Origin of the sequence: Rhizobium esperanzae (genome assembly GCF_002204185.1) — a bacterium.
Lineage (GTDB): Bacteria > Pseudomonadota > Alphaproteobacteria > Rhizobiales > Rhizobiaceae > Rhizobium > Rhizobium esperanzae.
In genome coordinates this window covers 17,631-41,543 of sequence record NZ_MXPU01000015.1, presented here as the reverse complement: position 1 = coordinate 41,543, position 23,913 = coordinate 17,631, and the positions used below count along the sequence as shown (strand labels likewise).

Below are 23,913 nucleotides of genomic sequence, written 5' to 3'. Positions count from 1 at the left end.
AGTTTTGTTGAATTACGCTAGGGTCAGGCCGTCGACGCCAGATTGGCATTGCGCTCGCGGACGAAGATGCTTGCCTCGGCGGCGGACATCGCCTTGCCGAAAAGATAGCCCTGGCCTATGTCGCAGCCCAGCTGCAGCAGGAAGGAAAGCTGGCCATGCTCCTCGATACCTTCCGCAGTCGTCTTGATATTGAGGCTTCGACCGAGGCCAAGCATGGCGCGGACGATTTTTTCCTGGCGTTCGTCATCGCGATAGGTGGCGATGAAGCTTTTGTCGATCTTGATCTTGTCGAAGCGATAGCGGGCGAGCTGGGCAAGGCTCGAATAGCCCGTGCCGAAATCGTCGAGGGCGATCTGAATGCCGGCCGCATGCAGCTCTTCGAGAATGACGGCGGCGATAGCGGGATCCTGTATCAGCGCGTTTTCGGTGATCTCAACTTCCAGCCGTTGCGGCGGCAGCCGGCTCGCCGAAAGGACCTTGAGGATACGGGATGTCAGCAGCTTGTCTTCCATCTGCACCGGCGAAACGTTGAAGGACAACATCACCTGCTCCGGCCAGGTCAGCGCATCGCTGCAGGCCTGAGCGAGAAGATCCTCGAACAATGCGGTGATCATGCCGGTTTCCTCAGCGATGCCGATGAAAACAGGCGGCGGAATGTGAATGCTATCCGCACCCGTCCAGCGCGCGAGCGCCTCGAAACCGCAGAGCTGACCGGTCTTCAGATCGATCAGCGGCTGATAGAAAGGTTTGATCGCCTTGTTGGCGATTGCGGCGCGCAGCCGAGTTTCCAACGAGGCGCGTTCGGTCACCCTGTCCTGCATCGAGGCTTCGAAGGCGAAATAGTGGTTGGGTCCCCGTGATTTCGCCTCGTACATTGCAAGGTCGGCGCGGTGGGCGGCGTCTTCCAGCGGCTCGGCTCCTTCGGCCCAGCGATCGTAGCCAACGCTGGCGCCGACCTCGACGGCAAATCCATCAATATGGATGGGCCGGGTGACCGCCTGGATGAGTAGTCTGGCAAAACGCTCCTCGCGCTGCGCCGTCAGAGCGAAGGCGACGACGATGAATTCGTCGCCGCCGAAGCGGTAGACACAATCGGCATTGCCGAGGGCGCAAATGCGTCTGGCGACCTCGATCAGCAGGACATCGCCGCCCTTGTGACCGACGAGGTCGTTGACTTTCTTGAAGCCGTCAAGATCGACGGAGAAGATGGTGACGTTCTGGTCCCATTCCTCGACCTCGGCCTCGTCGTTTCTGGTCGGCCGCGGGAGGACCTTGCGCTCGAAGGCGTAGCGGTTCGGCAGCTTGGTCAGATGGTCGTGGGTCGCGGTCCAATCGGCTTTCGCCTGAGCGGCGTCGCGCACATCCATTTCCTTGCGCAGGTCGGCGATGCGCAGCACCGAATAGACGAAGCTCATGGCGCCGGCGATGCCAAGCCCCAGAACGAGCTTGTCGGCGCCGTAGTCGCCGAAGCCGGTCATGAATGAAACCAGGCCGTCGTCGAACCGCAACAGCGTAGCGAGGAGCCAGAGGGTAATCCCCAAACCGGCGATCGACATGCATTGCCTTCCGGCCCTGCTCTGGAAAAACACCGGCATTATGCCTTCTCCATCTCCACCCGCGTCGAGATATCACAAAAGTCTGAAATGTTCGTTGAAACCAGAAGGCGAATTTCCAGAAGGGGCAGCTTGTCGCAGCGCCCGTGGAGGCGCATCGCTTTGTCAGCGAAGGGGGAGCGGCGTTATAAAAGACACGGAAGAAGACGAAGGCGAGCGTGCTGCCGCATGCTCGCCCTTTCTCGTGCTTCAGGCGGTGACGATCAGCAGCGGAACGCTGACGATGAGACCGGCCAAAACCGTGAACGTGGCGAAGCGCATCAACCGCAGGCGCCGCGTCCGTTCTCCACTCCAATCATATGTCATTCTTCCATCTCCTTGGGACAAGGAAGTAGTCCCCGCAAGACCGGGTTCAACAGGGATGACGCGATTTGCTTGTGTAAGGCTGGATAAAATGAGGAATCGCTAATGCTGGAAGCGAAGAGCCCAGCGGCTTCCGTTGCTGGTCATGCGAAGGATGGCGAGTGGCTCGACGTCGCTCAGCCAGAAGGAGGAGGGTGGCGCCTGAAGCACATGCGCGACTGCAACCCGGATGACGGCCGCGTGGCTGATGGCGATCACGTGACCGCTTTGGGCGGACTGGGCATCCATCCAGCCAGCGACGCGCTTTCGCAGGTCGAGAAGACTCTCGCCGCCGTGCGGGGCCACCCCCGGCTCCGTCATCCAGGCCATGAGATTTTCCGGCTCTTCCGCCTCGATCGCCTCGATCGATTTGCCAGCCCAGCGGCCATGGTCGCAATCTCGAAGCGACGGATCAATCTGCGCTTTGAGACGGAGCGCCTCAGCCGTCTGGCGGGCGCGCAAGGCGGGGCTTGTGACAATACGATCGGCGTGGGGCACGGCGCCGATTCTGCCTGCTTCTTCCACTGCCTTTTTTTCCAGCGGTTCGTCGAGGGGAAACAGGGCTTTGCGGTTCGCCGCCGTCGCGCCGTTACAGATCCAGGTGAGGCGCGTATTCACGGCGTTCTGATCTCCGAGGATGGGGTGGGGACGAGGTTGCCGGCTTCGTGAAGTTTCGTTGACAGTCCCTTCGGCGTGCAGATATAACCGTGCTGTTGCGGGTTTGGAAGCCGGTGGAAATCCGGCGCGGTCGCGCCACTGTGACCAGTGTGTCGAAAGCTCTTCACGCTGGAAGTCAGACCCTGCCGCACAACACTCTTTCGACTGAACGCGTCATTCCGGAGGAATACATGTCTGACACCACTTTCGCGCCCGTTGCGGCGCCGGCCCCGATCCCGGTCGGCGAGATCCTTCCCTGGGCGATCTTCGGCGGTCTGCTGATGCTCATCGTTCTTTATTTCGTCGGCACCGAGGAAGGCGCGATGGCGCTGTTCAACGGCATGTATGTGCACGAATTCGTGCATGACGGCCGCCATCTCCTCGGCTTTCCCTGCCACTAGCGCATCGCGATCTTTCGGATTCGCTTCTCGCGCTTTAGGTCTTTGTTTTACGCATGTCGGTATCGCAAAAACCGCTGCATACTTTGCGCGACATGCTTAGGGGGAATACTGACATGGTTGGAAAGCTCCTGCTTCGCGGCATGCTCGCGGGCCTGATTGCTGGTATCCTCGTTTTCGCTTTTGCGCATATCTTCGGCGAGCCGCTGGTCGATGCGGCAATCGCTTTCGAGGAGGCGAGCGCCCAGGCGACGGGCGAAACTGCCGAACCTGAAATCGTCAGCCGGGCCACACAGGCCGGTCTCGGCCTTTTCACCGGCGTCATGGCCTACAGCATCGCCGTCGGCGGGCTTTTTTCGCTCGCCTTCGCCTTCGTCCACGGCCGCTTCAGCAGCCTTTCGCCGCGCGGCACCTCGGCCGTCATCGCCATTGCCGCTTTCGTGGCGGTCGTTCTGGTTCCCGGCATCAAATATCCGGCCAACCCGCCGGCGGTCGGCAATCCCGATACGATCGGCGTCAGGACCGAACTGTTCTTCCTGATGATCGTGGTTTCGCTCGCCTCGCTAGTTGCCGCGATCGCGCTGTCGCGCCGCCTTGGCGATCGCTTCGGTCTCTGGAACGGCGCGATCATTGCCGGCATAGCCTATCTCGTCTTCATCGGCTTCGTGCTTTATCTGCTGCCGCCGATCAACGAGGTGCCCGAGAATTTCTCGGCGATGGTGCTCTGGCGTTTCCGCACCACCTCGCTCGGTATGCACGCGATCCTATGGGCAACGCTCGGTCTTGTTTTCGGAGTGCTGGCAGAAAGGGGTCTTGCCGCCAGGAGTGGACTGCGGCCGGCGTTCCGGTGATGCGGCATATCGGCAGGTTTGCTTTTCTCGGTCTCGTCGCGAGCCTGTTGCCAATCTTTATCGGAAATGCCCTCGCCCATGGGGGCAGCTCTGGCGGCTCCCATGCCGGGCTCGATATTCCGGCAATTTCCCACGGCGAGATGGCGGTCATTTCGGAGTATCGCAGCAGCATCAGCACGCTGGCGTCACGGGCGGCCGATACGAACGAACCGTTCCGGCGTGTCCTGAACTACTCGGAAATCCAGTATTCCTATTGCCTCTGGGGACGGATACCGGGCAGTGTGACGGACGAAGAGAGCCCGTTCAACGAATGCGCCCATGCTTATCTCGCGGCGACCAAAGCCTTGCTGATGGCGATGCGTGAGATGCCGCGGGAGGCAACTGCGGCGGGCCAAATCATCTCGGCCATCGACGCCGAGATGGCGGGCCGCGGACTTGCCTTCATCACCTGTCAGTTCAGCGGCGAGGCGTTCAATACCGCCAATATAGTCAAGCCGAATTGGAGCAAGGTGCCGCTTCATCCTGCCAGCATGGTCTCACTGACGGGGTTGGCCGCTCTGTTCGGTCTTGCCGTTCTTGCACTACGCCGCTTCCTGCGGCCGAAGGCTCAGTCGTCGGAATAGCGCTGCTCACGCCACGGATCACCATGCATATGGTATCCGTTCTTTTCCCAGAAGCCGGCCTCGTCGGCGGCGATTAGCTCGATGCGGCGCAGCCACTTGGCGCTTTTCCAGAAATAGAGATGCGGCACGACGAGCCGCATCGGGCCTCCGTGCTCCGGTGTCAGCGGCAGGCCTTCCCATGATGTCGCGAGTATCGCATCATCGGCGGCGAAATCGGCAAGCGGCAGGTTGGTGGTGTAGCCGTCATAACTTGTCAGCATGACGTAGGCCGCTTGCGGTTTCGGCATGGCGCGATCGAGCAGATCCCGCGTCGAAACGCCTTTCCATTTGTTATCGTAGCGCGACCAGGTGGTGACGCAGTGGATGTCGCTGACCCTGGTGCTCTGCCCGATCGCCTGAAAATCGCCCCAGGTGAGGGTGAGTGTCGTTTCGACGAGGCCGCGCACTTCAAGCCGCCAACTCTCGGTTGAGATGACCGGCTGCTGGCCGAGATCGAGCACCGGCCAGTTCTTGACCAGGTGCTGGCCGGGCGGCAGGCGCTCGGCTTCGGGCCTAGTGATGCGACCGGTCAGGAACTTGCCCTCTGACGCCCAGCGGCGCTTGGAGCTGGTAAGCTTGCTGTCGACGGGCGTCTGGTCGTCGCTCATGAATGGGTCTCCTTGCAGCGCAACAATAGGACATCCGCCCCCGCCGAGTGTCAAGTTTCGGCGAGCCCTTGGAAATCTTCGCTTGCCTCATTAAACTGGGCCGGCGGGTATGCCTTGCTGGGGAGTGAAGGCAGAAAGGGAGGAGCCGGATCTGTCTTCGAGATATCGTGCGATAGCGGCGCTGCTGCTGGTGCCGCTCGTCATTTTCGCCTTCTTCACCTATGGGAGCGCGATTGCGACGCGCGCCTATATGCAGGAGGCTTCGGCCCAGGCGGGAACGGCGCTGCGCCTTGCCGTCTCAGCGCTCAGCGGTCACCTCAACCGCTATGAGGCGCTGCCGGCGCTGATCGCCGATCACGACGATATCAAGGAACTGGTCAGTGCGCCCGACGACATGGCGCTGCGTGATGCAGCCAATCTCTATCTCAAGGAGATCAACGGCCTTCTAAAATCCTCCGACATCTATGTGGTCAAGCCGGACGGGGAGACGATCGCGGCGAGCAATTACGATGGACCGGGGAGCTTCGTCGGCCAGAATTTCAATTACCGGCCCTATTTCCAGGAAGCGATCGAAGGCCGCCAAGCGCGGTTTTATGCTCTCGGCACCACATCGCTAAAGCGCGGCTACTATTTCTCTGCTCCGATCAGGGTCGGCGCGGATATTCGCGGTGTCATCGTCTTCAAAGTCGATATCGACATGATCGAATCCTCCTGGAGCGGTGGCGAATACAAGATCTTCGTCTCCGATCCCGAGGGCATCATCTTCATGTCCGGCAGCCCGGAATGGCTCTATGGCGCGATCCTGCCGCTGACAGCCGATCGTATTGCCCGGACCGAGGCGTCGCGGCGCTACGCCAATGCGAAGCTGACGGCGCTGCCGGTGACGCGCCATCGCTTCGAGCCGCATGATCTGATGACGCTGGCGAGCGATCGGGGCGCAAGCGAATATCTGGTGCTGTCGCATTACATGCCGGCCGAGGACTGGACGGTGAATGTGCTGATGGAAACGAGCTCCATCCGCGCCCAGGCGCGCACCGCGCTTGTCGCCGTCTTTCTCATCCTTTGCATCGCCGGCCTCGCTGTAGCGGTCATTCGCCAGCGGCGGGCGCGATTGGCCGAGCGCATGCAGATGCAGGCAGAAGCACGGGGCGAGCTCGAGCGGCGGGTGGAGGAGCGCACGGCCGATCTTGCCCGGGTCAACAGCCGCATCGAGGAGGAAATCGCCGAGCGGCGTGTGACGGAGCAGCAGCTTCGCCAGACCCAGGCCGATCTCATCCAGGCAGGTAAACTCGCCGGGCTCGGCCAGATGTCGGCTGCCCTCTCGCATGAATTCAACCAGCCGCTCGCCGCTGCCAAGACCTATACGGACAGCGCCGCCGTCCTGATCGACCGCGGCCGGACGGAGGAGGCGCGGGATAATATAAGGCGGATCGGCGGGCTGATCGACCGCATGGCCTCGATCAGCCGGCACCTGCGCAACTTTGCCCGCAAGCCGAACGAGAAGCTCGGGCCGGTTTCGCTCGATGAGGCGATGCGCGACACGCTGGAGATCATCGCCTGGCGGCTGAAGGCGGCGGACGCCGACCTCCGGCTCGATCTCGGAGCGCGGCCGCCGGTGGTGCGCGCCGGTTCGGTGCGGCTGCAGCAGGTGCTGGTGAATGTGATCTCCAATGCCGCCGATGCGGTGGAAGGGCTGGATGACAGGCGCATCGAGGTTTCGGCCTTCGAAGAGGCTGGCAAGGTGGTGCTGACGGTGCGTGACCATGGGCCTGGCGTGCCGGCGGCAATCGCCGAGCGTATCTTCGATCCCTTCTTCACGACCAAGGGTGTCGGCAAGGGGCTCGGCCTCGGGCTTTCGATCTCCTATAACATCGTCAAGGATTTCGGCGGCAGCCTGACGGCTGCCAATCATCCCGAAGGGGGCGCGGAGTTCCGCATCGTGCTGCAGTCGGCAGTAGGGATGCCGGAGGCGGCGGAATGAACGATGCGAAGATCCTGCTCGTCGACGACGAGGAAGAATTGCGCCGCTCGACGGCGCAGGCGCTGGAGCTCTCCGGCTTCAGCGTCGAGACTTTTTCGAACGGCGACCATGTGCTGGAGCTGATCGGTTACAGCTTTCCCGGCGTCGTCGTCAGCGATATCCGCATGCCCGGCATGGACGGCATGACCTTGATGCAGAAGATCCGTGAGATCGATCAGGAGGTGCCCGTTATCCTCGTCACCGGCCACGGCGACGTCCAGCTTGCGGTAAAGGCAATGCGTGAGGGCGCCTATGATTTCATCGAGAAGCCGTTCACGGCGGAGATGCTTGCCGGCGTCATTCGCCGGGCGATGGAGCGGCGCGGCCTCGTGCTCGAAAACCGGCTGCTGAAGGCGGTCGCCGGCAAACGCGACGATATCGAGGCGCGGCTGCCGGGGCGAACGCAGGTGATGGTGGATCTGCGCTATCGTATCCGCGCGATCGGCGCCAGCGATGCCGATACCCTCATCGTCGGCGAGACCGGGGCGGGCAAGGAGGTCGTGGCCCGCGCACTTCACGATATCAGCGCCCGGGCGAGCCGGCCGTTCATTGCGATCAATTGCGCCGCCCTGCCGGCAAATCTGATCGAGAGCGAGCTCTTCGGCCACGAGGCCGGGGCCTTTCCCGGCGCCGTCAGGCCGCGTTACGGCAAGTTCGAACATGGCCGCGGCGGCACCATCCTGCTCGACGAGATCGGCTCCATGCCCTTCGACCTGCAGGCGAAGTTCCTGCGGGTGCTGCAAGAGCGGGTGATCTCCAGGCTCGGATCGAACGAGGTCGTGCCGCTCGACGTGCGCTTCATCGCGACGAGCAAGGTCGATCTGGAGGCTGAAGTGGCCGCGGGCCGCTTCCGCGCCGATCTCCTCTACCGACTGAACGTCGCAACGCTGCATGTGCCGTCGCTATCGCAGCGGCGGGCGGACGTTCCGCTGCTCTTCCTGCAGCTGGTGCGGGAAGCGGCCGCCCGCTACGGCCGCGACGAGGTGGCCGTGCCGCCGGAGGTGATCTCCGACATCGCCCAACGCGACTGGCCCGGCAATGTGCGCGAGTTGAGGAATGCCGCCGATCGTCTGGTCCTTGGGCTCGATAATGGCGGACGGCAGGCCGAAGAGGCAACTGGGCTTGCGGAGCGGGTCGCCGAATTCGAGCGGGGGATTATCGCCAGCGCGCTGGTGGCGCATGGCGGCAGCCTCAGGCCGGTTTACGAATCCCTCGGCATCTCCCGCAAGACCCTTTACGAAAAGATGCAAAAATACGGCCTCGACAAGCGGATGCTGACTACCGAAAGCTGACTTTGGGTCTCTGGTGCATTCTCCGGGGCAATGGTGCTGTAGCCCTGGACCGTCGCGTGTTGGGTGGAAATCCACCCATCGCCTATGCCGTTTGTTTCCAAATCGACCCATGCTGCATTGCACTGCCGGAGATTCGTCTTGCGAAAGCGACGGTAATGATTGCGGCTCGATTTCTGCCGGCGGCAAATAGGTGATCGCCGGCGCGGAGGATGTGTCGGCGGGCTTGCTGTTTCATCAGGGAGGAAACGATGAAAATCCTGAAGGCCGTGCTCGGCCTGACCGCGGCTGCCGCGGTTTCTCTTCTAGCCGGTGTCGCTTCCGCGCAGACCTATCCTGAGCGCACCATCACCATGGTCGTCCCCTTTGCGGCGGGCGGCCCGACCGATACCGTCGCACGCCTGGTGGCTGAATCCATGTCGAAGGATCTCGGTCAGCAGATCGTGGTCGAAAATGTCGGCGGCGCCGGCGGCACGCTCGGCGCCGGCCGTGTGGCGAATGCCGATCCCGATGGCTACACGGTCCTGCTGCACCATATCGGCATGGCGACAAGCGCCACCCTCTATCGCAAGCTCGCCTATGACACGCTCGGCGCCTTCGAATATGTCGGCCTCGTCACCGAGGTGCCGATGACGATCGTCGCGCGCAAGGATTTCGAGCCGACCGATCTCAAGGGACTGATCGATTATGTCAAGGCCAACAAGGACAAGGTGACCGTCGCCAATGCCGGCATCGGTGCGGCTTCGCATCTCTGCGGCATGATGTTCATGAGCGCTATCCAGACGCCGCTCACGACCGTTCCTTATAAAGGAACTGGCCCGGCGATGACGGATCTGCTCGGCGGCCAGGTTGATATCATGTGCGACCAGACCACCAACACCACGAAGCAGATTAAGGGCGGCACGATCAAGGCCTATGCGGTGACCTCACCGAAGCGCCTCGACGTGCTGAAGGACGTACCGACGGCTGTCGAAGCCGGCCTGCCGGGCTTCGAAGTCGGTATCTGGCATGGCATCTACACGCCGAAGGGTACGCCGGCCGCGATCAACGAACGCCTGTCGAAGTCGCTGCAGCTGGCGCTGAAGGATCCGAATGTCGGCGCTCGCTTCGCCGAACTCGGCACAGCGCCGTCTTCCGATGCAGATGCGACGCCTGCTGCTTTGAAGGCCAAGCTCGAAAGCGAGATTGCCCGCTGGAAGCCGGTGATCGAGGCTGCCGGGGAATATGCGGACTAGTCGTGAGGGGGTGCCAGTAGCCCTCTCTCCCCGCTGGGAAGAGGTGGACGTCGCATGTGTAGGCTGCATCCGCCGCAATGTCGTGGCTGTCGAAAGACGGGAAGAGCGTGCCGCGAGTCTTCTTCTCCCCTGGGGGAGAAGGTGCCCGGCAGGGCGGATGAGGGCGCGCCACGGTACGACATCAACCATCTCCAACTCCGGGAGACACCATGAAATCCATCAGTTTCGATAGTACCAATGCGATCTGCGGCGCGCTGTTCGTCGCGACCGGCGCTTTCTTTGCCTATCAGTCGGTCGGGCTCGACCTGGGTACGGCATTGCGCATGGGTCCCGGCTATTTCCCGTTCATCCTTGCGTGCGCGCTGATACTTCTCGGCGCGATCATCTTCATTCAGGCGCTGCGTGTAGAGGGGGAGCCGGTCGATCCCTTCGCCTGGCGCGGCATGCTCTTCATTCTGCCGGCTCCCGTCTTCTTCGGATTGACGGTGCGCGGGCTTGGATTTGCGCCGGCGCTGTTCTTCACAGCCTTCATCGCCTGCTTTGCGTCGCGCAAGATGAACCTGGTGTTCGCGGTCATCCTGTCGCTGCTGCTGACGATCTTTTCGGTCGCGGTCTTCAGCTATGGGCTCGGACTGCCGTTCGAACGCTTCGGCCCCTGGGTCCGGTTCTAGGAGGCGACGATGGATCTTTTCAGCAATCTCGCGCTCGGCTTTGCCACGGCGGCAACGTTCGACAATCTTCTCTTCTGCCTGATCGGCGTGCTGCTCGGCACGCTGATCGGCGTGCTGCCCGGCATCGGCGCCACGGCGACGATCGCCATGCTCTTGCCGATCACCTTCCAGCTCGAGCCGGTCTCCTCACTCATCATGCTCGCCGGCATCTATTACGGTGCGCAATATGGCGGCTCGACAACGGCGATCCTCATCAACATGCCGGGCGAATCCTCCTCTGCCGTCACCGCGATCGACGGCTATCAGATGGCGCGCAAGGGCAGGGCGGGGGCGGCGCTGGCGATCGCGGCCCTCGGCTCCTTCTTCGCCGGTACGGTCTCGACCTTTCTCGTTGCGGTCTTCGCGCCGCCGCTGACCGACATCGCGCTGCAATTCGGATCGGCTGAATATTTCTCGCTGATGATCGTCGGCCTCGTTTCCTCGATCGCGCTGGCGCACGGCTCAGTCGTCAAGGCGCTAGCGATGGTGGCGCTCGGGCTGCTGCTCGGCCTCGTCGGCACCGACATCTATACCGGCACGCCGCGTTTCACGCTCGGCATCCGCGAATATGCCGACGGGCTGAATTTCGTGGCGCTCGCCGTCGGCGTCTTCGGCGTCGCTGAAATCCTGCGCAATCTCGAGGGAGAGTCGACACGCACGGTGCTGATGGCCAAGGTATCGGGTCTCTTGCCTTCGCGCCAGGAATTCAAGGAGATGATCGCGCCCATCATCCGCGGCACCGCGATCGGTTCGGCGCTTGGCATCCTGCCCGGTGGCGGGGCGATCCTCGCTTCCTTCGCCTCCTATACGGTGGAAAAGCGCTTGTCGAAGACGCCGAAGGAATTCGGCCAAGGCGCGGTCGCCGGCGTCGCAGGGCCGGAATCGGCCAATAATGCCGGAGCGCAGACCTCGTTCATTCCGCTGCTGACGCTCGGTATTCCGGCCAATCCGGTGATGGCGCTGATGATCGGTGCGATGATCATCCAGGGCATCGTGCCGGGCCCGAACGTCGCCACCGAGCAGCCGGCGCTGTTCTGGGGCATCATCGCCTCGATGTGGATCGGCAATCTGATGCTCGTCATCCTCAACCTGCCGCTGATCGGACTCTGGGTGAAGCTGTTGACGGTGCCTTATTACGTGCTCTTCCCCATCATCATGGCCTTCTGCTCGATCGGGGTCTACAGCGTCAATTCCAACGTCTACGACCTCTATGCCGTCGCCTTCTTCGGTCTCATCGGGTACGTGCTGGCCAAGCTCCGCTGCGAGCCGGCGCCGCTGCTGCTCGGCTTCGTGCTCGGGCCGTTGCTGGAAGAGAATCTCAGACGCGCCATGATCCTGTCGCGCGGTGACCCCAGCACCTTCATCACGCGGCCGATCAGCGCCACGCTTCTGGCAATCGCGGTCGCCGTACTGATCGTGGTCTTCCTGCCGAGCGTCAGGAGGAAGCGCGAGGAGGTGTTCGTCGAAGAAGCTTGAGGGTTGAACTCGCGAGTTGTTTGATGGACAACGAATGATCTGACGCGGGCGCCGTTCGGGCGCCCGTTTCACATGGAGGGATATCCAGGCCCATGAGCATTCCTGCCCGGATCAAGGACGATCTGCTGTTCCTCACCGCCTTGCGCCGCGATCTGCACGCCCATCCGGAACTCGGTTTCGAGGAGGAGCGCACCGCCGGTATCGCCGCAAAGCTTCTCGAGGAGGCCGGCATCGCCGTGCATCGCGGGCTTGCCGGCACCGGCGTGGTCGGCACGCTGCAGGTCGGCAATGGCACGCGCAGGATCGGGCTGAGGGCTGATATGGATGCGCTCGCGATGCCTGAAATGGCGGGGCGGCCCTATAAATCGACAGTGCCGGGAAAGATGCATGCCTGCGGCCATGATGGCCATACGGCAATGTTGATCGGCGCCGCGCGGCACCTGGCGGCGACGCGGAATTTTTCCGGCACCGTGCATTTCATCTTCCAGCCGGCCGAAGAGGGCCGCGGCGGCGCGAAGCGCATGGTCGAGGAAGGGCTCTTCCGGCTTTTCCCCTGCGATTCCGTTTATGGCCTGCACAATATGCCGGGGCTTGCTGTCGACGAGATTGCCGTGGTCGAGGGGCCACAGCTCGCCTCCTCCGACAGCTGGCGCATCACCTTTCGCGGCGTCGGCACGCACGGCGCCAAGCCGCACCTCGGCCGTGATCCGATCACGGCAGCCGGTACTTTCCTGTCATCGCTGCAAACGATCGTTGGCCGCGTTGTCGACCCGCTGCAACCGGCGGTCGTCAGCGCCTGCTTCCTGCAGGCGGGCGATGCCAAGGCGTTGAACGTCATTCCCGATATCGTCGAGATCGGCGGCACGGCACGGGCCTATTCGCCTGGGGTGCGCGACCAGCTGGAAACCGAAATCGGTCGATTGGCGAGTGGGACGGCTGCGATGCACGGCGTATCAGCCGACTATCGTTTTGAGCGGCGGATACCGCCTGTCGTCAATGATGCGGATGCGGCATCACGGGCGCTGGCCGCCGCCGGCGCCGTCTTTGGTGAAAAAGTACGGAGGAGTTTTCCGCCATCGACGGCCGGAGATGACTTTGCCTTCTTGGCTGAGAATGCGCCGGGTTGTTATGTCTGGCTGGGCAACGGGCCGGCGGTTGATGGGGCGCTGCATCACAACACGGCTTATGATTTCAACGATGAGGCGCTTGGATACGGGGCGGCTTACTGGGTAGCGTTGGTGGAGGGGGAGTTGAAGGTTTAAGCGGTGTCCATCGCTCCGTTTTCGAGCATCACCGGAATAGGTCCATCAACCGATTGATAGACAGCCGCGAGTTGCACCGCTCGAAAAACGACCATACCCAGCGCGGCTGCGAAGAAAGCCCGGAACCGGCGCGAGGCAGCTCCTCCCAGCATCTAACATGTCAATGTCAACGCCCCGAAAAGCAGAGCCAGATTCATCACAATACGCATTCCACACCAATTTTTACGGTCCTCGAACCGGCGTATCGTCGGTTTGCTCCGCCTTCGGCGCGTCATTTAGTTTTGTACAAAGCTCGAAATTTGCCCGGACGCGAACACGACATTCGATGATTCAGTTGGCGAGGCCGCAAGTTTTCCGGGAGAGATTCCTAATCTGCGCCGATAAACTCAACCTGCGGTGCAGATCACCCATTTGGGTGATGGAACCAAATCGCTTAGCCGTGGTTCGGCGGGCTTTCACGGTTTCAAAGCATAAGGGAAATCCTTTGAACGAGCTGCATCACGAATTCCAGCTGCGAAGAGATTTTTTGCCGAGAGCCGACGAGGACGAGTGGCCTGGAGCTGAGCCCGCGGCATTGCCGGTGGACAGTCCACCGGACCTCCAAAAACCGCTGCCGCCCCGCCCGTTGGTGGTTGATCTTGACGGCACCCTGGTGCGATCGGACCTGCTGATCGAGACGATCTTCTCTGAGCTTAGCCGCCGGCCCCATTCGATCGTCGATTTCATCAGGTCGCTGTTCGCCGGAAAAGCGTGTCTGAAGCACCGCCTTTCTCAACCAGCGGATTTCGATCCGGCTATCCTTCCTTATGACGCGGAAGTGCTGAACGTCATCAAGGCCGCACGGGAGGAGGGGCGTTCGGTTTATCTCGCTTCTGCAACCCACGAACGCCTGGTTTGCGCGATTGCCGACCACCTCGGCCTCTTCACCGGCTGGTTTGCAACGAACGAGACGATGAACTGTGTCGCCGAGGTGAAGGCGGCAGAGCTCGTCGCCGCCTTCGGAGAGGGTGGTTTCGACTATATCGGCAATGACCCGGCCGACTTGCCAGTCTGGCGCCACGCCGCAAAATCTTATGCGATAAGGACATCGGCGGCAGTTGCGCGAGAGCTTTCGCGCCAATGCGACAACGTCGAGCATCTTAGCCACGACAGACCGACATGGCGGATTTGGACGCGCTCGTTGCGAGTGCATCAATACGTCAAGAACGGGTTGGTCTTTATCCCGTTACTGACAAATCAACTCTTTGACCTCCATAGCCTTGCGAATGCCGGCCTGGCTTTGGTGGCTTTTTCGCTTTGTGCCTCGGGCGTTTATCTCCTGAACGACCTGGTCGATCTGCAGGACGACCGCCGCCATAAAACCAAATGCCGCAGACCCCTTGCCTGTGGCGAGATCCCGCTGTCGCACGCTCTGCTGGCAATCCCGATCCTGCTTTTTCTGTCGTTTACGGTGGCCGCCGTGGTGTCACCCGTCTTCGTGCTCGTACTCGCGGGATATTTCGCCCTGACCACCGCCTACTCATTCTTCCTCAAGCGGAAGATGATCCTGGACGTGGTGGCTCTCGCCTCTCTTTACACCACGCGGGTGATCGGCGGCGCTGCCGCCGTCTCGGTGTGGCCATCGCCCTGGCTGCTTGCCTTCATGATGAGCTGGTTCCTCTCGCTCGCTTTGGTGAAGCGATACACCGAGCTCATTTCACGCCGCGCCGCGCACCTGCCGGATTCCAAGAGCCGCGACTACAGGAAGGCGGATATCGGTATGGTGGGCGCCCTGGCGGCCGGAGCGGGAATGAACGCGCTGACGTTATTTGCCCTCTATGCCGCAAGCGACAGTGCCCAAGACATCTACACCCGGCCAGCGATGCTGTGGTTGGCCGGACCAATTCTTGCCTGCTGGATTGCCCGCATCCTTATGCTCGCCCACCGGGGGCAGATGCATGACGATCCAGTGGTCTTCGCGATCAAGGACAAGGTCAGCATCGTCACGCTCGGCGTCGCCGGCGTACTTGTCATTGCCGCAATGTGAGGTGGCCGAATGGGTCGTCAGTCCTCAGAGCGAAGCACTTCGGCGGGCCTCGCAACCCGCTACCTCGCCTTCGCCATGCTCTCCACCGCCGCCAACTTCGCAGTCCAGGCTGCTGTCATGCAGCTGGCGCCATCGCCGAGCCTCGTGCCATCGATGCTCGCAGGGACCGCTGCCGGCTTCGGCTTGAAATACGTCCTCGACAAAAGATGGATCTTCTTCGACGGCTACACGTCATATGGCGACGAGATGCTCAAGGTGGCGCTTTACGGCCTGTTCAGTATCCTGACGACGCTCATATTCTGGGGGTTCGAAATTGCTTTTTGGACGGTCTGGAAGACGGAGCTCGCAAAATACACCGGCGGAGCGCTCGGATTGGCGATCGGCTACATCTCCAAATACGCAATGGACCGGAAATTCGTCTTCAAACCAGAGGAGGCGTAACAAACTCATGGAAGGCTGGGGACGGTATCCGCGCCATGAGAGCCAGGCAATCGACTGCCAGCTGCCGCAAGCGCTTGCAGGCATCGTGGCCGATCGCGTGGGATTGATCGGGCGCGGAAATGGGCGCTCATATGGTGACGCGGCGATCGGCGAACACTCTACCTTGATGTGCCGTGGTTTGAGCCGGATGCGGAGCTTCGATCCCACCAATGCGACGCTGACCGTGGAAGGGGGCGTAATGCTCTCGGACATTCTGCGCTCGTTTGTCCCGAGAGGCTATTTTCCGCCTGTGGTACCGGGCACCAAATTCGTCACGGTCGGCGGCATGATCGCCTCTGACGTGCACGGCAAGAACCATCATCGCGACGGCGGGTTCGGGGATCATGTCAGCGAGCTCAAGCTGGCAGTCGCCGGCGGAGAGATCCTCACCTGTAGCCGCAGGCGCAATCCCGAGCTTTTCTTCGCGACGGTCGGTGGCATGGGCATGACCGGGATCATCGCGGAAGCGACCTTCCGCTTGAAACCGATCGAATCCGGCTGGATCGCGCAAAAGACGATCGTCACGGAAAACCTTGGCGAGGCGTTGAAGGCGCTGCAGCAGACCGAGGATGTCACTTATTCGGTCGCCTGGATCGATTGCCTTTCGCAAGGCGCTTCCCTTGGACGCTCGCTGATTTTCGCCGGCGAACACGCGACGCTGGACCAGGTCGGCGGCATGCCGGATGCCGATCGTTTTGCAGAGAAAAACGCGGGGAGGTTTTCACTGCCATTCGATCTGCCGCAATGGGTGCTCAGCAAAAGAGGCGTTGCAGCCTTCAACGAGCTTTATTTCAGAGCGGGAGCGCGAAAGGCGGCCAAGACGTCGCTGGTCCACTGGGATAAATACTTCTTTCCACTGGACGGTATCCTTGAATGGAACCGGCTTTATGGCAGGCGGGGCTTCCTGCAGCATCAGTGTGTGGTTCCAGCCGAGGACGCGCTTCCAGTCCTGAGCGGCATTCTCGAGCGCTTTGCGCGCTCGGGAAAAGGCTCCTTTCTTGCCGTTCTGAAGAAGCTGGGGGGCGGAAGCGGGCTGCTGTCCTTTCCCGCGCCGGGCTACACGCTCGCACTCGACCTTCCCGTCACGCAGGAGGTGTTCCGGCTGCTCGACGAAATCGACGAGCTGGTTGTCAAGGCAGGGGGGCGGCTCTATCTCGCCAAGGATGCACGACAGTCACGTCACACATTCGAAGCCGGTTACCCCCGGTTGGCTGCCTTCAAAGAGCTACGCAAAGTAACGGGCGCCGATCGTCACTTTAGTTCCCGCTTGGCAAAGAGGCTCGGCATATGACGGGGATCGGCAACACACTGCTCCTGATAGGCGGGACGTCGGATATTGGTCGCGCTACGGCGCTGATCTATGCCGAGGCGGGATGGAACGTACTTCTCACCGGACGAAAGCGCTCCGCCGTACAACGCGAAGCCGACGACATCAGCGCGCGGACCGGCGCTGAGGTCCTGGTTCACGAACTCGATATCCTCGCTACAAGCCGCTTCGAAGATTTCCTGGGCGTCGTTTCGCCTCTGCCTGACACGGTGGTCTGTGTCGTTGGCGAACTGGGCGAGCAGTCTCGCGCCGAACGGGAACTCGAGCACGCCACTATGATCATGCGGACAAACTTCGAAGGACCAGCTTTGCTTCTCGGTCTGCTGGCGGAACGTTTTGCGGCGAGAGGATCAGGTACCATCGTCGGCATAAGCTCCGTCGCCGGCGATCGTGGACGCGCGTCCAACTATGTCTATGGCGCCGCCAAAGCCGGGCTGACTGCATTCTTGTCCGGCTTGAGGAATAGGCTGTCGGGGTCCGGGGTGCGCGTGCTCACCGTGAAGCCCGGTTTCGTTCGGACACGCATGACGCATGGGATGAAACTCCCGCCGCTTCTCACCGCCGAACCTCGGGAGGTCGCGCAAAAGATCTTTACTGTCGCCGAGGACAGCAGAGGCGGGGACGTCGTCTACGTCAGACGAATATGGCGACCGCTGATGACGGTGATCCGGTCAATCCCGGAGCCGATCTTCAAGAGGTTGCGGCTATGACGGAACCGGGCAATCACGCCGCCTATGCGACCATCGGAACGGGAGCAGGTGCCAGCAAGCGACCGGCGGCGAGGATACGGCGGTTGCTGTCGGCAGAAGGCGCGATCATTCTAACGGCATTGGCCTGTGCGGCCATGCTTGCCTTGCCCGGAAGGACCATCAACGCCGCCTTTATCAATGACGTGCTGGTCTTTATCGACGGTGCGCACCGCATCACGTTCGGTCAGGTGCCGAACCGCGATTTCCACACGGCGCTCGGGCCACTCGTCTTTTATCTCCCGGCGGCTGGATACCACCTGACGGGGAATTTCGGCGCTGCCATACCGGTCGGAATGGCTATCGTTATCGTCGCCTTCATCCCGGCGATGATCCGCATCCTCGTGTCCCGCCTCAGCCCGTCATTGGCGGCCGCGCTCGGCATATTCCTCATTCTCATCCTCGCGGCGCCGATCAATCTCGGCAGTTCCATCTGGTATCCTTCCTTCGCGATGTTTTATAACCGCATCGGTTGGGTCGCGCTCGGCCTGCTGCTGGTGATGTATCTGACGCCGCAGCCCGCGCGCGGGCGAAGCGATGCCGCCGATGCCCTTGCCGCCGTCTTTCTTCTGCTCGTCTCGTTCTATACCAAGGCGACCTACGGGCTCGCCGGAACCGCCTTTCTCGTCGTCATGCTCTTGGATCGGCAGCAGCGCCGCTGGGCCGTGACCGCCCTGCTGCTGACGGGGCTGGCCATGATCGCCATCGAGTTCTTCTGGCGCGGAACCGCTCAGCATATAGAGGATCTGCGGGCGGCGGCGCGTGTCAGCGGCGGCCATGATGTCGCCAGCATCCTGAAGAACCTGCGTGAGAACCTTTCCGACCTCGTCGTGTTCGCGACCTTCGCCTTGATCGCCATCTGGCAAACCCGCAGCTTCCGAGATCTTCTCTTCTCCGGGTTCTGCACAGGCGCCGGCCTGGCGATCATCAATCAGAACGCCCACAGCTGGGGCATTATCACGCTCTACTGCGGCGCAGCCGCTCTGGTGCAGAAAGCCGCCTGTTTTCAGAAAGGCGCTGAAAGGAGAAGGGCGGTTGGCTTGGCTCTTCCTGCCGGCGCTCTTTCGCTGCTCGCGACCTTGTTCCTGTTGCCGCCGATCGTACACCACGCTGCAGCCCTCATTCTGCATACAGCGCTTGCGGCTGAGAAAGCCGGGCAATCTCTCGGGCTGCCGCGTTTTGACGATGTTCGCGAGATTGATCCGCCCGGCGGTGAACCGGACTTCATAAGGCGCTATCTCGACGACATCGTCACCGGGGGAGCGCTGCTGCAGGCGTTGCCCGTACCGCCGGAGCGCGTTTTTGTGCTTGATTTCGTCAATCCGTTTTCAGCCGGCCTCGGAATTCGCCCGCCTGCCGGTGACACCGCCTGGTTTCACTGGAACCGTAATATCAACGAGAGAGCCTACATCCCACCGGAAGTGCTCTTTGCGGATGTAAAGATCGTCATGGTGCCTAAAACAGGAATCAACAGCCTGCCGCTTCAGGCGCTGTACGGTCCGTTTCTTTCGGCCCGGTTCGTGATCGTTCAGAAGACATCGGAGTGGACGGTCTACCAGTGGCGCCAGGCGAAGGCGCAAAGCGAGGTGCAGTGATTGAGACGGAAAGGTCGATGCAAGCGGGAAACGACGCATCGCGCCCGGCTTCACGGTTGAATTGGTCGCAGGCTGTCATCTTTGGCATGGGCTTCATTCTCGCTTGCCTTCTCGCTCTGCCTGGCCGAACGGCGACGACCAAATACGTCAACGACCTCTTCGTTTTCCTTGATGGTGCTCACCGCATCGCACGTGGCCAGGTGCCGAATGTCGACTTCCATTCGCCGCTCGGGCCGCTGACATTTTACATTCCCGCTGCTGGCTATGGCTTGTCGGGCAATATGGGCGGTGCGATGCCGGCCGGAATGGCGATAGTGGTTCTCCTACTCGCGGTTATTGCCGCGGAAATCGTGGGCAGCCGGATGCATAAGGCGTTCGGACTGCCGCTTGCGATCTTCCTGCTCCTGATAGCTGCGGCTCCCGCAAATCCGGGCGAGCGGATAGGGGAGCTGACCTTTGCCATGTTCTACAACCGGATTGGGTGGGCGTCGCTTGGCTTACTGCTGGTGATGTATCTGCCTCGGTTGCCGGCCGCCGGGAACAGCAAGGCAGTCGACGCCGCATGCGCCAGTCTCCTTGTGTTGCTGATGCTCTACACCAAGATCACCTATGGCGTCGTAGGGCTTGCCTTCCTGTTGTTCATGCTTTTCGATCGTCGCCAGATCGGTTGGGTGACGTTGGCGCTCGGCATGATCGCCTTCAGCATCATCACGATTGAAATCATCTGGCGCGGCGGGTTCAACTACCTTGCTGACCTTCGCCTTTCAGCAAAAAACAGCGGCGGCGTTCTGACGTTGACCGCCCTCGGTCACTTCGTACGGAACAATCTCGCCGACCTTCTTGTCTATCTGACGGTCGCGCTCATCGTTCTCGACCTGACGCCGAGTTATCGGCATCTGCTCTTCGTTGCCTTCTGCGGCACAACCGGAATCCTCTTGATCGGGCAGAATTTCCAGACCGTCGGTATTCTGACACTGGGCGCAAGCGCCGCCATTATCACGGAAAGCCTCTTTCGCGCCAAGCTGCTCTCCCGATACGGGAAGGCGCGGTTCGCTCTGCCGCTACTCCTAGGGTTCCTGTTGTTGCCCTCCGCCGTCGGCAACACTGCATCGCTCGCAATTCATGCCTATTACGCTGCCGGCGGCCGAGGCAAACCGATCCCGCTGCCGGCGTTTTCCGAGATCAGGCTCGTTGAGATGTGGAGCGCCGGCCAATACGAATATTTCGAGGGATACAACAGGACATTGGCTGACGCTTCGGTCGCCCTGTCGCAACTGATGTCTGCTGACGAGCGCGTCGCGGTTCTCGATTTCGTCAATCCCTTCTCCGCCGGCCTGGGGCTGACGCCGCCGGTGGGCGACAGCGTGTGGTATCATTGGGGGCGAACTCTTGGACCGGATGATCATCCGGCCGCGGAAGCGACGTTCGCCGACGTTGATCTTGTCCTCGATCCGAAATGGCCGATCGAGATCTGGACGGGCAACGGGCTGCGCGACCTTTATGCCCACTATATCGCCCGCCACTATGTGCTGGTGCGGGAGACCGCCGATTGGCGCATTTATCGCAGAAAGGCTTCCTGAGCCGGTGCGGTCCGTTGTTTCAGCTCCGCGGTGATCAGGCCGATGAGCATGAGCACGAGCGCCCAGGCGTAAATGGATCCTGCCGTCAGCTGGCTCAGGCGGGAAGCCCCGAAGTAACCGAGTATGACGGGACGGGCGTTACCAGTGCTGCTGCCGTCAGCCATGCCCATGCGGCAGCCCGGCCGGCGCCACCGTCGCGCCTTACGACAGCTTCCTGATGGTGCTGTAAATGATGTTGCGGTTGCATTTCCATGCAAGTCTGGCTCGACGACTTGGCACAGGGTTGGCGGGGCTCTCGTGGCTTCGCCTTTGATCTATGCGTCCCGGCCTAGAGAATCTCCAGTACAGGACTTTCCAGCACCTTCCCCGTCGCCACATCCGCAATCCCCCGGTCCGTCTGGTGCGGACCGGCATTGCAGGCCAGCGTTGCACCGAAGCAGGCCTTGAAGACGCGGTAGGGCGGTTTCCAGTCGACGATTTTGTCCATAGCCTTGCGGATATCGGAAAAGGCCGAAGCCGTGTCTTTCAGCGATGTGTCGGTGACCAAGCCGGAGAGCGGCAGCGGCAGGATCGCCTGGATTGCGCCGTCCTTGGCGACTGCCATGCCGCCGCCGGCGGTTATGACGGCGTTGGCGGCGAGCGCCATGTCGCGCACATTACTGCCGAAGACGGTGAGGTTGTGGCTATCGTGCGAGACGGTGGTGCAGAAGGCGCCGCGCCATTCGCCCCAGCCGGTGAGAAAACCGATGCGCGGGGTGCCCCCGGCCTTTCCGTGGCGGTGGGCGACGGCGATCATGGCGCTGCCGGCCGGCGGCACGACGAAGCCGTCTCGGATCTCGGTTTCGGCTTCGCCCCATTGCGTGAAGCGCGGACGGTCGATGGTGGCGACGCGGACGCGCGCGCCCTTCGCAGGGACGCGGAAATCATTCTCCGACAGCGGCGGTAGCTTGATGGAGTTGATGAGCGGCGCCGTATCGAGCGATTGAATGGCCGCCTCCATGCTGCCGTTGCGGGCGACGATGCGGCCGTCTGATATGACGAGGCGTGCCCGCAATTCCGTGAGATCCTCGAAGAGAACGAGATCGGCGCGGCGGCCGGAGGCGACAAGGCCGAGATCGGAACGCTTCAGCCGCTCAGCGGCGTTGAAGGTCGCGGCGCGCAGTGCCCATTCCGCTTTCATGCCGTAGCGCACCAGGCGGCGGGCGACCTCATCGAGGCCGCCGCTTTGGTAGAGTTCATCGGGAAAGACGTCGTCGGTGCAGAGCGTAACGGTGGAGGGTAGGTGGCCGAGACCGTTCAGCACCTCGACGAATTCCCGCAAGAGATGATCGTGAGAGCCGCGCAGCTCGATCGTCAGGCCGGCGGAAAGCTTGGCGGCGAGATCGGCGCCGGAGGTGAGTTCGTGGTCCGAGGTGACGCCCGCTGCCATGAAGGCGTTGAGGTCCGCGCCGGTGAGGCCGCGGGCATGACCACAGACGAGCTTGCCGGAGGCAAGGCCTGAGTTGACGATGGCGCTCATGCGCGGATCGCCGTCGATGACGCCGCGCATGTTCATGACTTCGGCAACGCCGCCGACGGCAGGCGAACGCAGCATTTCGGCGATGACGGCGGCATCGAAATCAGCGCCGGCAAGTTCCAGGCCCGGCGCCGATGGCACACAGGAGGGAGCAAGCAGGATCATGCGCAGAGGCAGGGTGCGCGCCGCCTCGATCGCCCAGCGTACGCCGTCGAGGCCGTGGACGTTGCCGAATTCATGCGGATCCCAGACGACCGTCGTGACGCCGTGCGGCAGCACGGCGCTTGCATATTCCGCCGGCGTCACCATCGAGCTTTCGACATGCATGTGCATGTCGATCAGGCCCGGCGTCAGGATGCCGCCGGTCGCATCGACAATTTCGACCGCGTCCGTGCGGCTCGCCGGGGCATGGATGCTGGCGATGAGCGCGCCGACGAGGCCGATGTCGGCTTCTCGGATCAAACCCGTCACCGCATCGAGCAGCCGGCCGCCGGTGAGGAGCATATCGAATGGGGCATCGCCGCGGGCGGCGGCAACGGCCCGGGCGCGCAATTCAGGATCGTTGAGATCGAAAGGTTCTTGACGAGCGATGGCGTTCATCTGCGGGCCTCATTGATCAGGGCGGCGAGAATGATGGTACGCGCCTTCCCGACGTCGATATCGGCGGCGAATTGGGCGTTGAAGGTCGCATGCGTGGCGCGGACCTCGACGACGGTGCGGCCACGGGTGAGCGCGCCCTGCAGTTCGACGTCGATGCGCGCGGGGCGGAAGGTGACGATATCGGGGGCGACGAAGGCCACGGCGGCCGAGGGATCGTAGATCGCCATGCCGGGACGGCCGCGGCTGGTGCCGATGCTGATATAACCGGCGAACATGTCGGCGATCAGTTCGGCATTATTGCCGCCGGCATTGCGCACCGGCTCGGCATCTTCGGGCCGCGCCAGCACCTTGCGGCAGAGGTCTAGATCGATCATGCGCAGCGGCAGGTCATGGGCGATGACGATTGCCAGCGCCTCGGGATCGGCGAGTGCGTTGAACTCGGCAGAGGCCGTGTGGTTGCCTGATGTGACGCCGCCGCCCATCCAGACGAGGTCGGTGATGCGGGCGGCAAGATCGGGGCGGGCGAGCGCTACGGCGGCGATATTGGTGAGTGGGCCAAGCGCCAGGATGCGGTGGGGTCCGTCGCCTTCGAGCCAGCGGCAGAGCGCAGTGAAGGCATCGCTCTCAGCAAGGGCAGGAGCTTTCGGCAGGCTCTTGCCTGACGTCGGGATGCCGGTTTCGCCGAGGATCGCCTGGGCGGTTTCGAGCTTGCCGAGAACAGGTGCTGCACGACCGGTATGGACGGGGAACGCCCAGCCGAAGGCGCTGACGGCGCCGGCGGCGTTCGCCAGCACCTGCGGCAGCGGCGCATTACCGAAGACCAGCGAGACGCCCTCGATTGCATATTCCGACTGCGCCACCACCAGAATGGCGGCGATGTCGTCGAAGCCCATGTCCGTATCGATCCACACACCCATGAT

General features: G+C 62.0%; 21 protein-coding genes and 1 pseudogene. 15 read left to right on the top strand and 7 right to left on the bottom strand.

Annotated features, from left to right (window positions below):
• Window positions 1-23: 23 nt before the first annotated feature.
• Together B5E41_RS21290 and B5E41_RS21285 are read right to left on the bottom strand one after the other, a co-directional pair.
• The gene (locus B5E41_RS21290; protein ID WP_088395941.1) at window positions 24-1,595 is read right to left on the bottom strand and encodes a putative bifunctional diguanylate cyclase/phosphodiesterase; all 1,572 of its coding nucleotides are present in this window, start codon (window positions 1,593-1,595) and stop codon (window positions 24-26) included.
• 423 nt (window positions 1,596-2,018) lie between these two features.
• Complete coding sequence (locus B5E41_RS21285; protein ID WP_088395940.1) at window positions 2,019-2,573, bottom strand: histidine phosphatase family protein; 555 nt, start codon at window positions 2,571-2,573, stop codon at window positions 2,019-2,021.
• A gap of 230 nt (window positions 2,574-2,803) precedes the next feature.
• On the opposite strand from B5E41_RS21285, the gene B5E41_RS21280 reads away from it, so the two are divergent.
• The 3 genes from B5E41_RS21280 (at window position 2,804) to B5E41_RS21270 (ending at window position 4,484) form a co-directional block, all read left to right on the top strand.
• Window positions 2,804-3,013, top strand: a complete 210-nt coding sequence (locus tag B5E41_RS21280; RefSeq protein WP_011426664.1) for a CbtB domain-containing protein — start codon at window positions 2,804-2,806, stop codon at window positions 3,011-3,013.
• 113 nt (window positions 3,014-3,126) lie between these two features.
• Entirely contained in the window at window positions 3,127-3,861 is a 735-nt protein-coding gene (locus tag B5E41_RS21275) for a CbtA family protein (RefSeq protein ID WP_088395939.1), read from the top strand.
• Window positions 3,861-4,484 (top strand): hypothetical protein, encoded by a 624-nt coding sequence (locus B5E41_RS21270; protein ID WP_176439454.1) that lies wholly within the window; start codon window positions 3,861-3,863, stop codon window positions 4,482-4,484. Before B5E41_RS21275 ends, B5E41_RS21270 begins: the two co-directional genes overlap by 1 nt.
• On the opposite strand, the gene B5E41_RS21265 is transcribed toward B5E41_RS21270, so the two are convergent.
• Window positions 4,469-5,131: a sulfite oxidase-like oxidoreductase gene (locus B5E41_RS21265; protein ID WP_088395937.1), complete on the bottom strand. Its 663-nt coding sequence runs from the start codon at window positions 5,129-5,131 to the stop codon at window positions 4,469-4,471. The two genes, B5E41_RS21270 and B5E41_RS21265, sit on opposite strands and share 16 nt — an antisense overlap.
• A gap of 109 nt (window positions 5,132-5,240) precedes the next feature.
• On the opposite strand from B5E41_RS21265, the gene B5E41_RS21260 reads away from it, so the two are divergent.
• The 6 genes from B5E41_RS21260 (at window position 5,241) to B5E41_RS21235 (ending at window position 13,123) form a co-directional block, all read left to right on the top strand.
• Window positions 5,241-7,112 (top strand): sensor histidine kinase, encoded by a 1,872-nt coding sequence (locus B5E41_RS21260; protein WP_280950633.1) that lies wholly within the window; start codon window positions 5,241-5,243, stop codon window positions 7,110-7,112.
• Entirely contained in the window at window positions 7,109-8,443 is a 1,335-nt protein-coding gene (locus tag B5E41_RS21255) for a sigma-54-dependent transcriptional regulator (protein ID WP_088395936.1), read from the top strand. The genes B5E41_RS21260 and B5E41_RS21255 overlap by 4 nt, the downstream gene beginning before the upstream one ends.
• 248 nt (window positions 8,444-8,691) lie before the next feature.
• The gene (locus tag B5E41_RS21250; RefSeq protein ID WP_011426658.1) at window positions 8,692-9,675 is read left to right on the top strand and encodes a tripartite tricarboxylate transporter substrate-binding protein; all 984 of its coding nucleotides are present in this window, start codon (window positions 8,692-8,694) and stop codon (window positions 9,673-9,675) included.
• Between the two features lie 209 nt (window positions 9,676-9,884).
• On the top strand, window positions 9,885-10,346 hold the full coding sequence (locus B5E41_RS21245) for a tripartite tricarboxylate transporter TctB family protein (RefSeq protein ID WP_064811248.1): 462 nt from the start codon (window positions 9,885-9,887) through the stop codon (window positions 10,344-10,346).
• 9 nt (window positions 10,347-10,355) lie between these two features.
• A complete protein-coding gene (locus tag B5E41_RS21240) occupies window positions 10,356-11,861 on the top strand; it encodes a tripartite tricarboxylate transporter permease (protein WP_088395935.1) in 1,506 nt (501 codons plus the stop codon).
• A gap of 92 nt (window positions 11,862-11,953) precedes the next feature.
• Window positions 11,954-13,123 (top strand): M20 aminoacylase family protein, encoded by a 1,170-nt coding sequence (locus B5E41_RS21235; protein WP_088395934.1) that lies wholly within the window; start codon window positions 11,954-11,956, stop codon window positions 13,121-13,123.
• 23 nt (window positions 13,124-13,146) lie between these two features.
• Here B5E41_RS21235 and B5E41_RS32330 read toward each other — a convergent pair.
• Window positions 13,147-13,242 (bottom strand): annotated as a pseudogene (locus B5E41_RS32330) (SLC13 family permease); the annotation flags it as partial.
• Window positions 13,243-13,703: 461 nt separating this feature from the next.
• Between B5E41_RS32330 and B5E41_RS21230 the strand changes: the two are divergent.
• From B5E41_RS21230 to B5E41_RS21205, 6 genes are read left to right on the top strand one after another with little or no spacing between them, the layout of a single operon-like run.
• Window positions 13,704-15,149: a UbiA family prenyltransferase gene (locus tag B5E41_RS21230; protein WP_425350135.1), complete on the top strand. Its 1,446-nt coding sequence runs from the start codon at window positions 13,704-13,706 to the stop codon at window positions 15,147-15,149.
• Between the two features lie 9 nt (window positions 15,150-15,158).
• Complete coding sequence (locus B5E41_RS21225; RefSeq protein ID WP_088395932.1) at window positions 15,159-15,590, top strand: GtrA family protein; 432 nt, start codon at window positions 15,159-15,161, stop codon at window positions 15,588-15,590.
• A gap of 7 nt (window positions 15,591-15,597) precedes the next feature.
• The gene (locus B5E41_RS21220; RefSeq protein WP_088395931.1) at window positions 15,598-16,920 is read left to right on the top strand and encodes an FAD-binding protein; all 1,323 of its coding nucleotides are present in this window, start codon (window positions 15,598-15,600) and stop codon (window positions 16,918-16,920) included.
• Entirely contained in the window at window positions 16,917-17,666 is a 750-nt protein-coding gene (locus tag B5E41_RS21215) for an SDR family oxidoreductase (protein ID WP_088395930.1), read from the top strand. Before B5E41_RS21220 ends, B5E41_RS21215 begins: the two co-directional genes overlap by 4 nt.
• The gene (locus tag B5E41_RS21210) at window positions 17,663-19,297 is read left to right on the top strand and encodes a hypothetical protein (RefSeq protein WP_088395929.1); all 1,635 of its coding nucleotides are present in this window, start codon (window positions 17,663-17,665) and stop codon (window positions 19,295-19,297) included. Before B5E41_RS21215 ends, B5E41_RS21210 begins: the two co-directional genes overlap by 4 nt.
• A gap of 17 nt (window positions 19,298-19,314) precedes the next feature.
• Window positions 19,315-20,877: a hypothetical protein gene (locus tag B5E41_RS21205; protein ID WP_088395928.1), complete on the top strand. Its 1,563-nt coding sequence runs from the start codon at window positions 19,315-19,317 to the stop codon at window positions 20,875-20,877.
• On the opposite strand, the gene B5E41_RS21200 is transcribed toward B5E41_RS21205, so the two are convergent.
• The 3 genes from B5E41_RS21200 to B5E41_RS21190 all read right to left on the bottom strand — a co-directional run bounded on the left by B5E41_RS21200 (window position 20,856) and on the right by B5E41_RS21190 (window position 23,910).
• The gene (locus B5E41_RS21200; protein WP_088395927.1) at window positions 20,856-21,047 is read right to left on the bottom strand and encodes a hypothetical protein; all 192 of its coding nucleotides are present in this window, start codon (window positions 21,045-21,047) and stop codon (window positions 20,856-20,858) included. The two genes, B5E41_RS21205 and B5E41_RS21200, sit on opposite strands and share 22 nt — an antisense overlap.
• Window positions 21,048-21,205: 158 nt before the next feature.
• Entirely contained in the window at window positions 21,206-22,993 is a 1,788-nt protein-coding gene (locus B5E41_RS21195; RefSeq protein ID WP_088395926.1) for an adenine deaminase, read from the bottom strand.
• Window positions 22,990-23,910 carry a nucleoside hydrolase gene (locus tag B5E41_RS21190; RefSeq protein WP_088395925.1) on the bottom strand — a complete coding sequence of 307 codons (921 nt, stop codon included), beginning with the start codon at window positions 23,908-23,910 and terminating at the stop codon, window positions 22,990-22,992. Before B5E41_RS21190 ends, B5E41_RS21195 begins: the two co-directional genes overlap by 4 nt.
• Window positions 23,911-23,913: the final 3 nt, after the last annotated feature.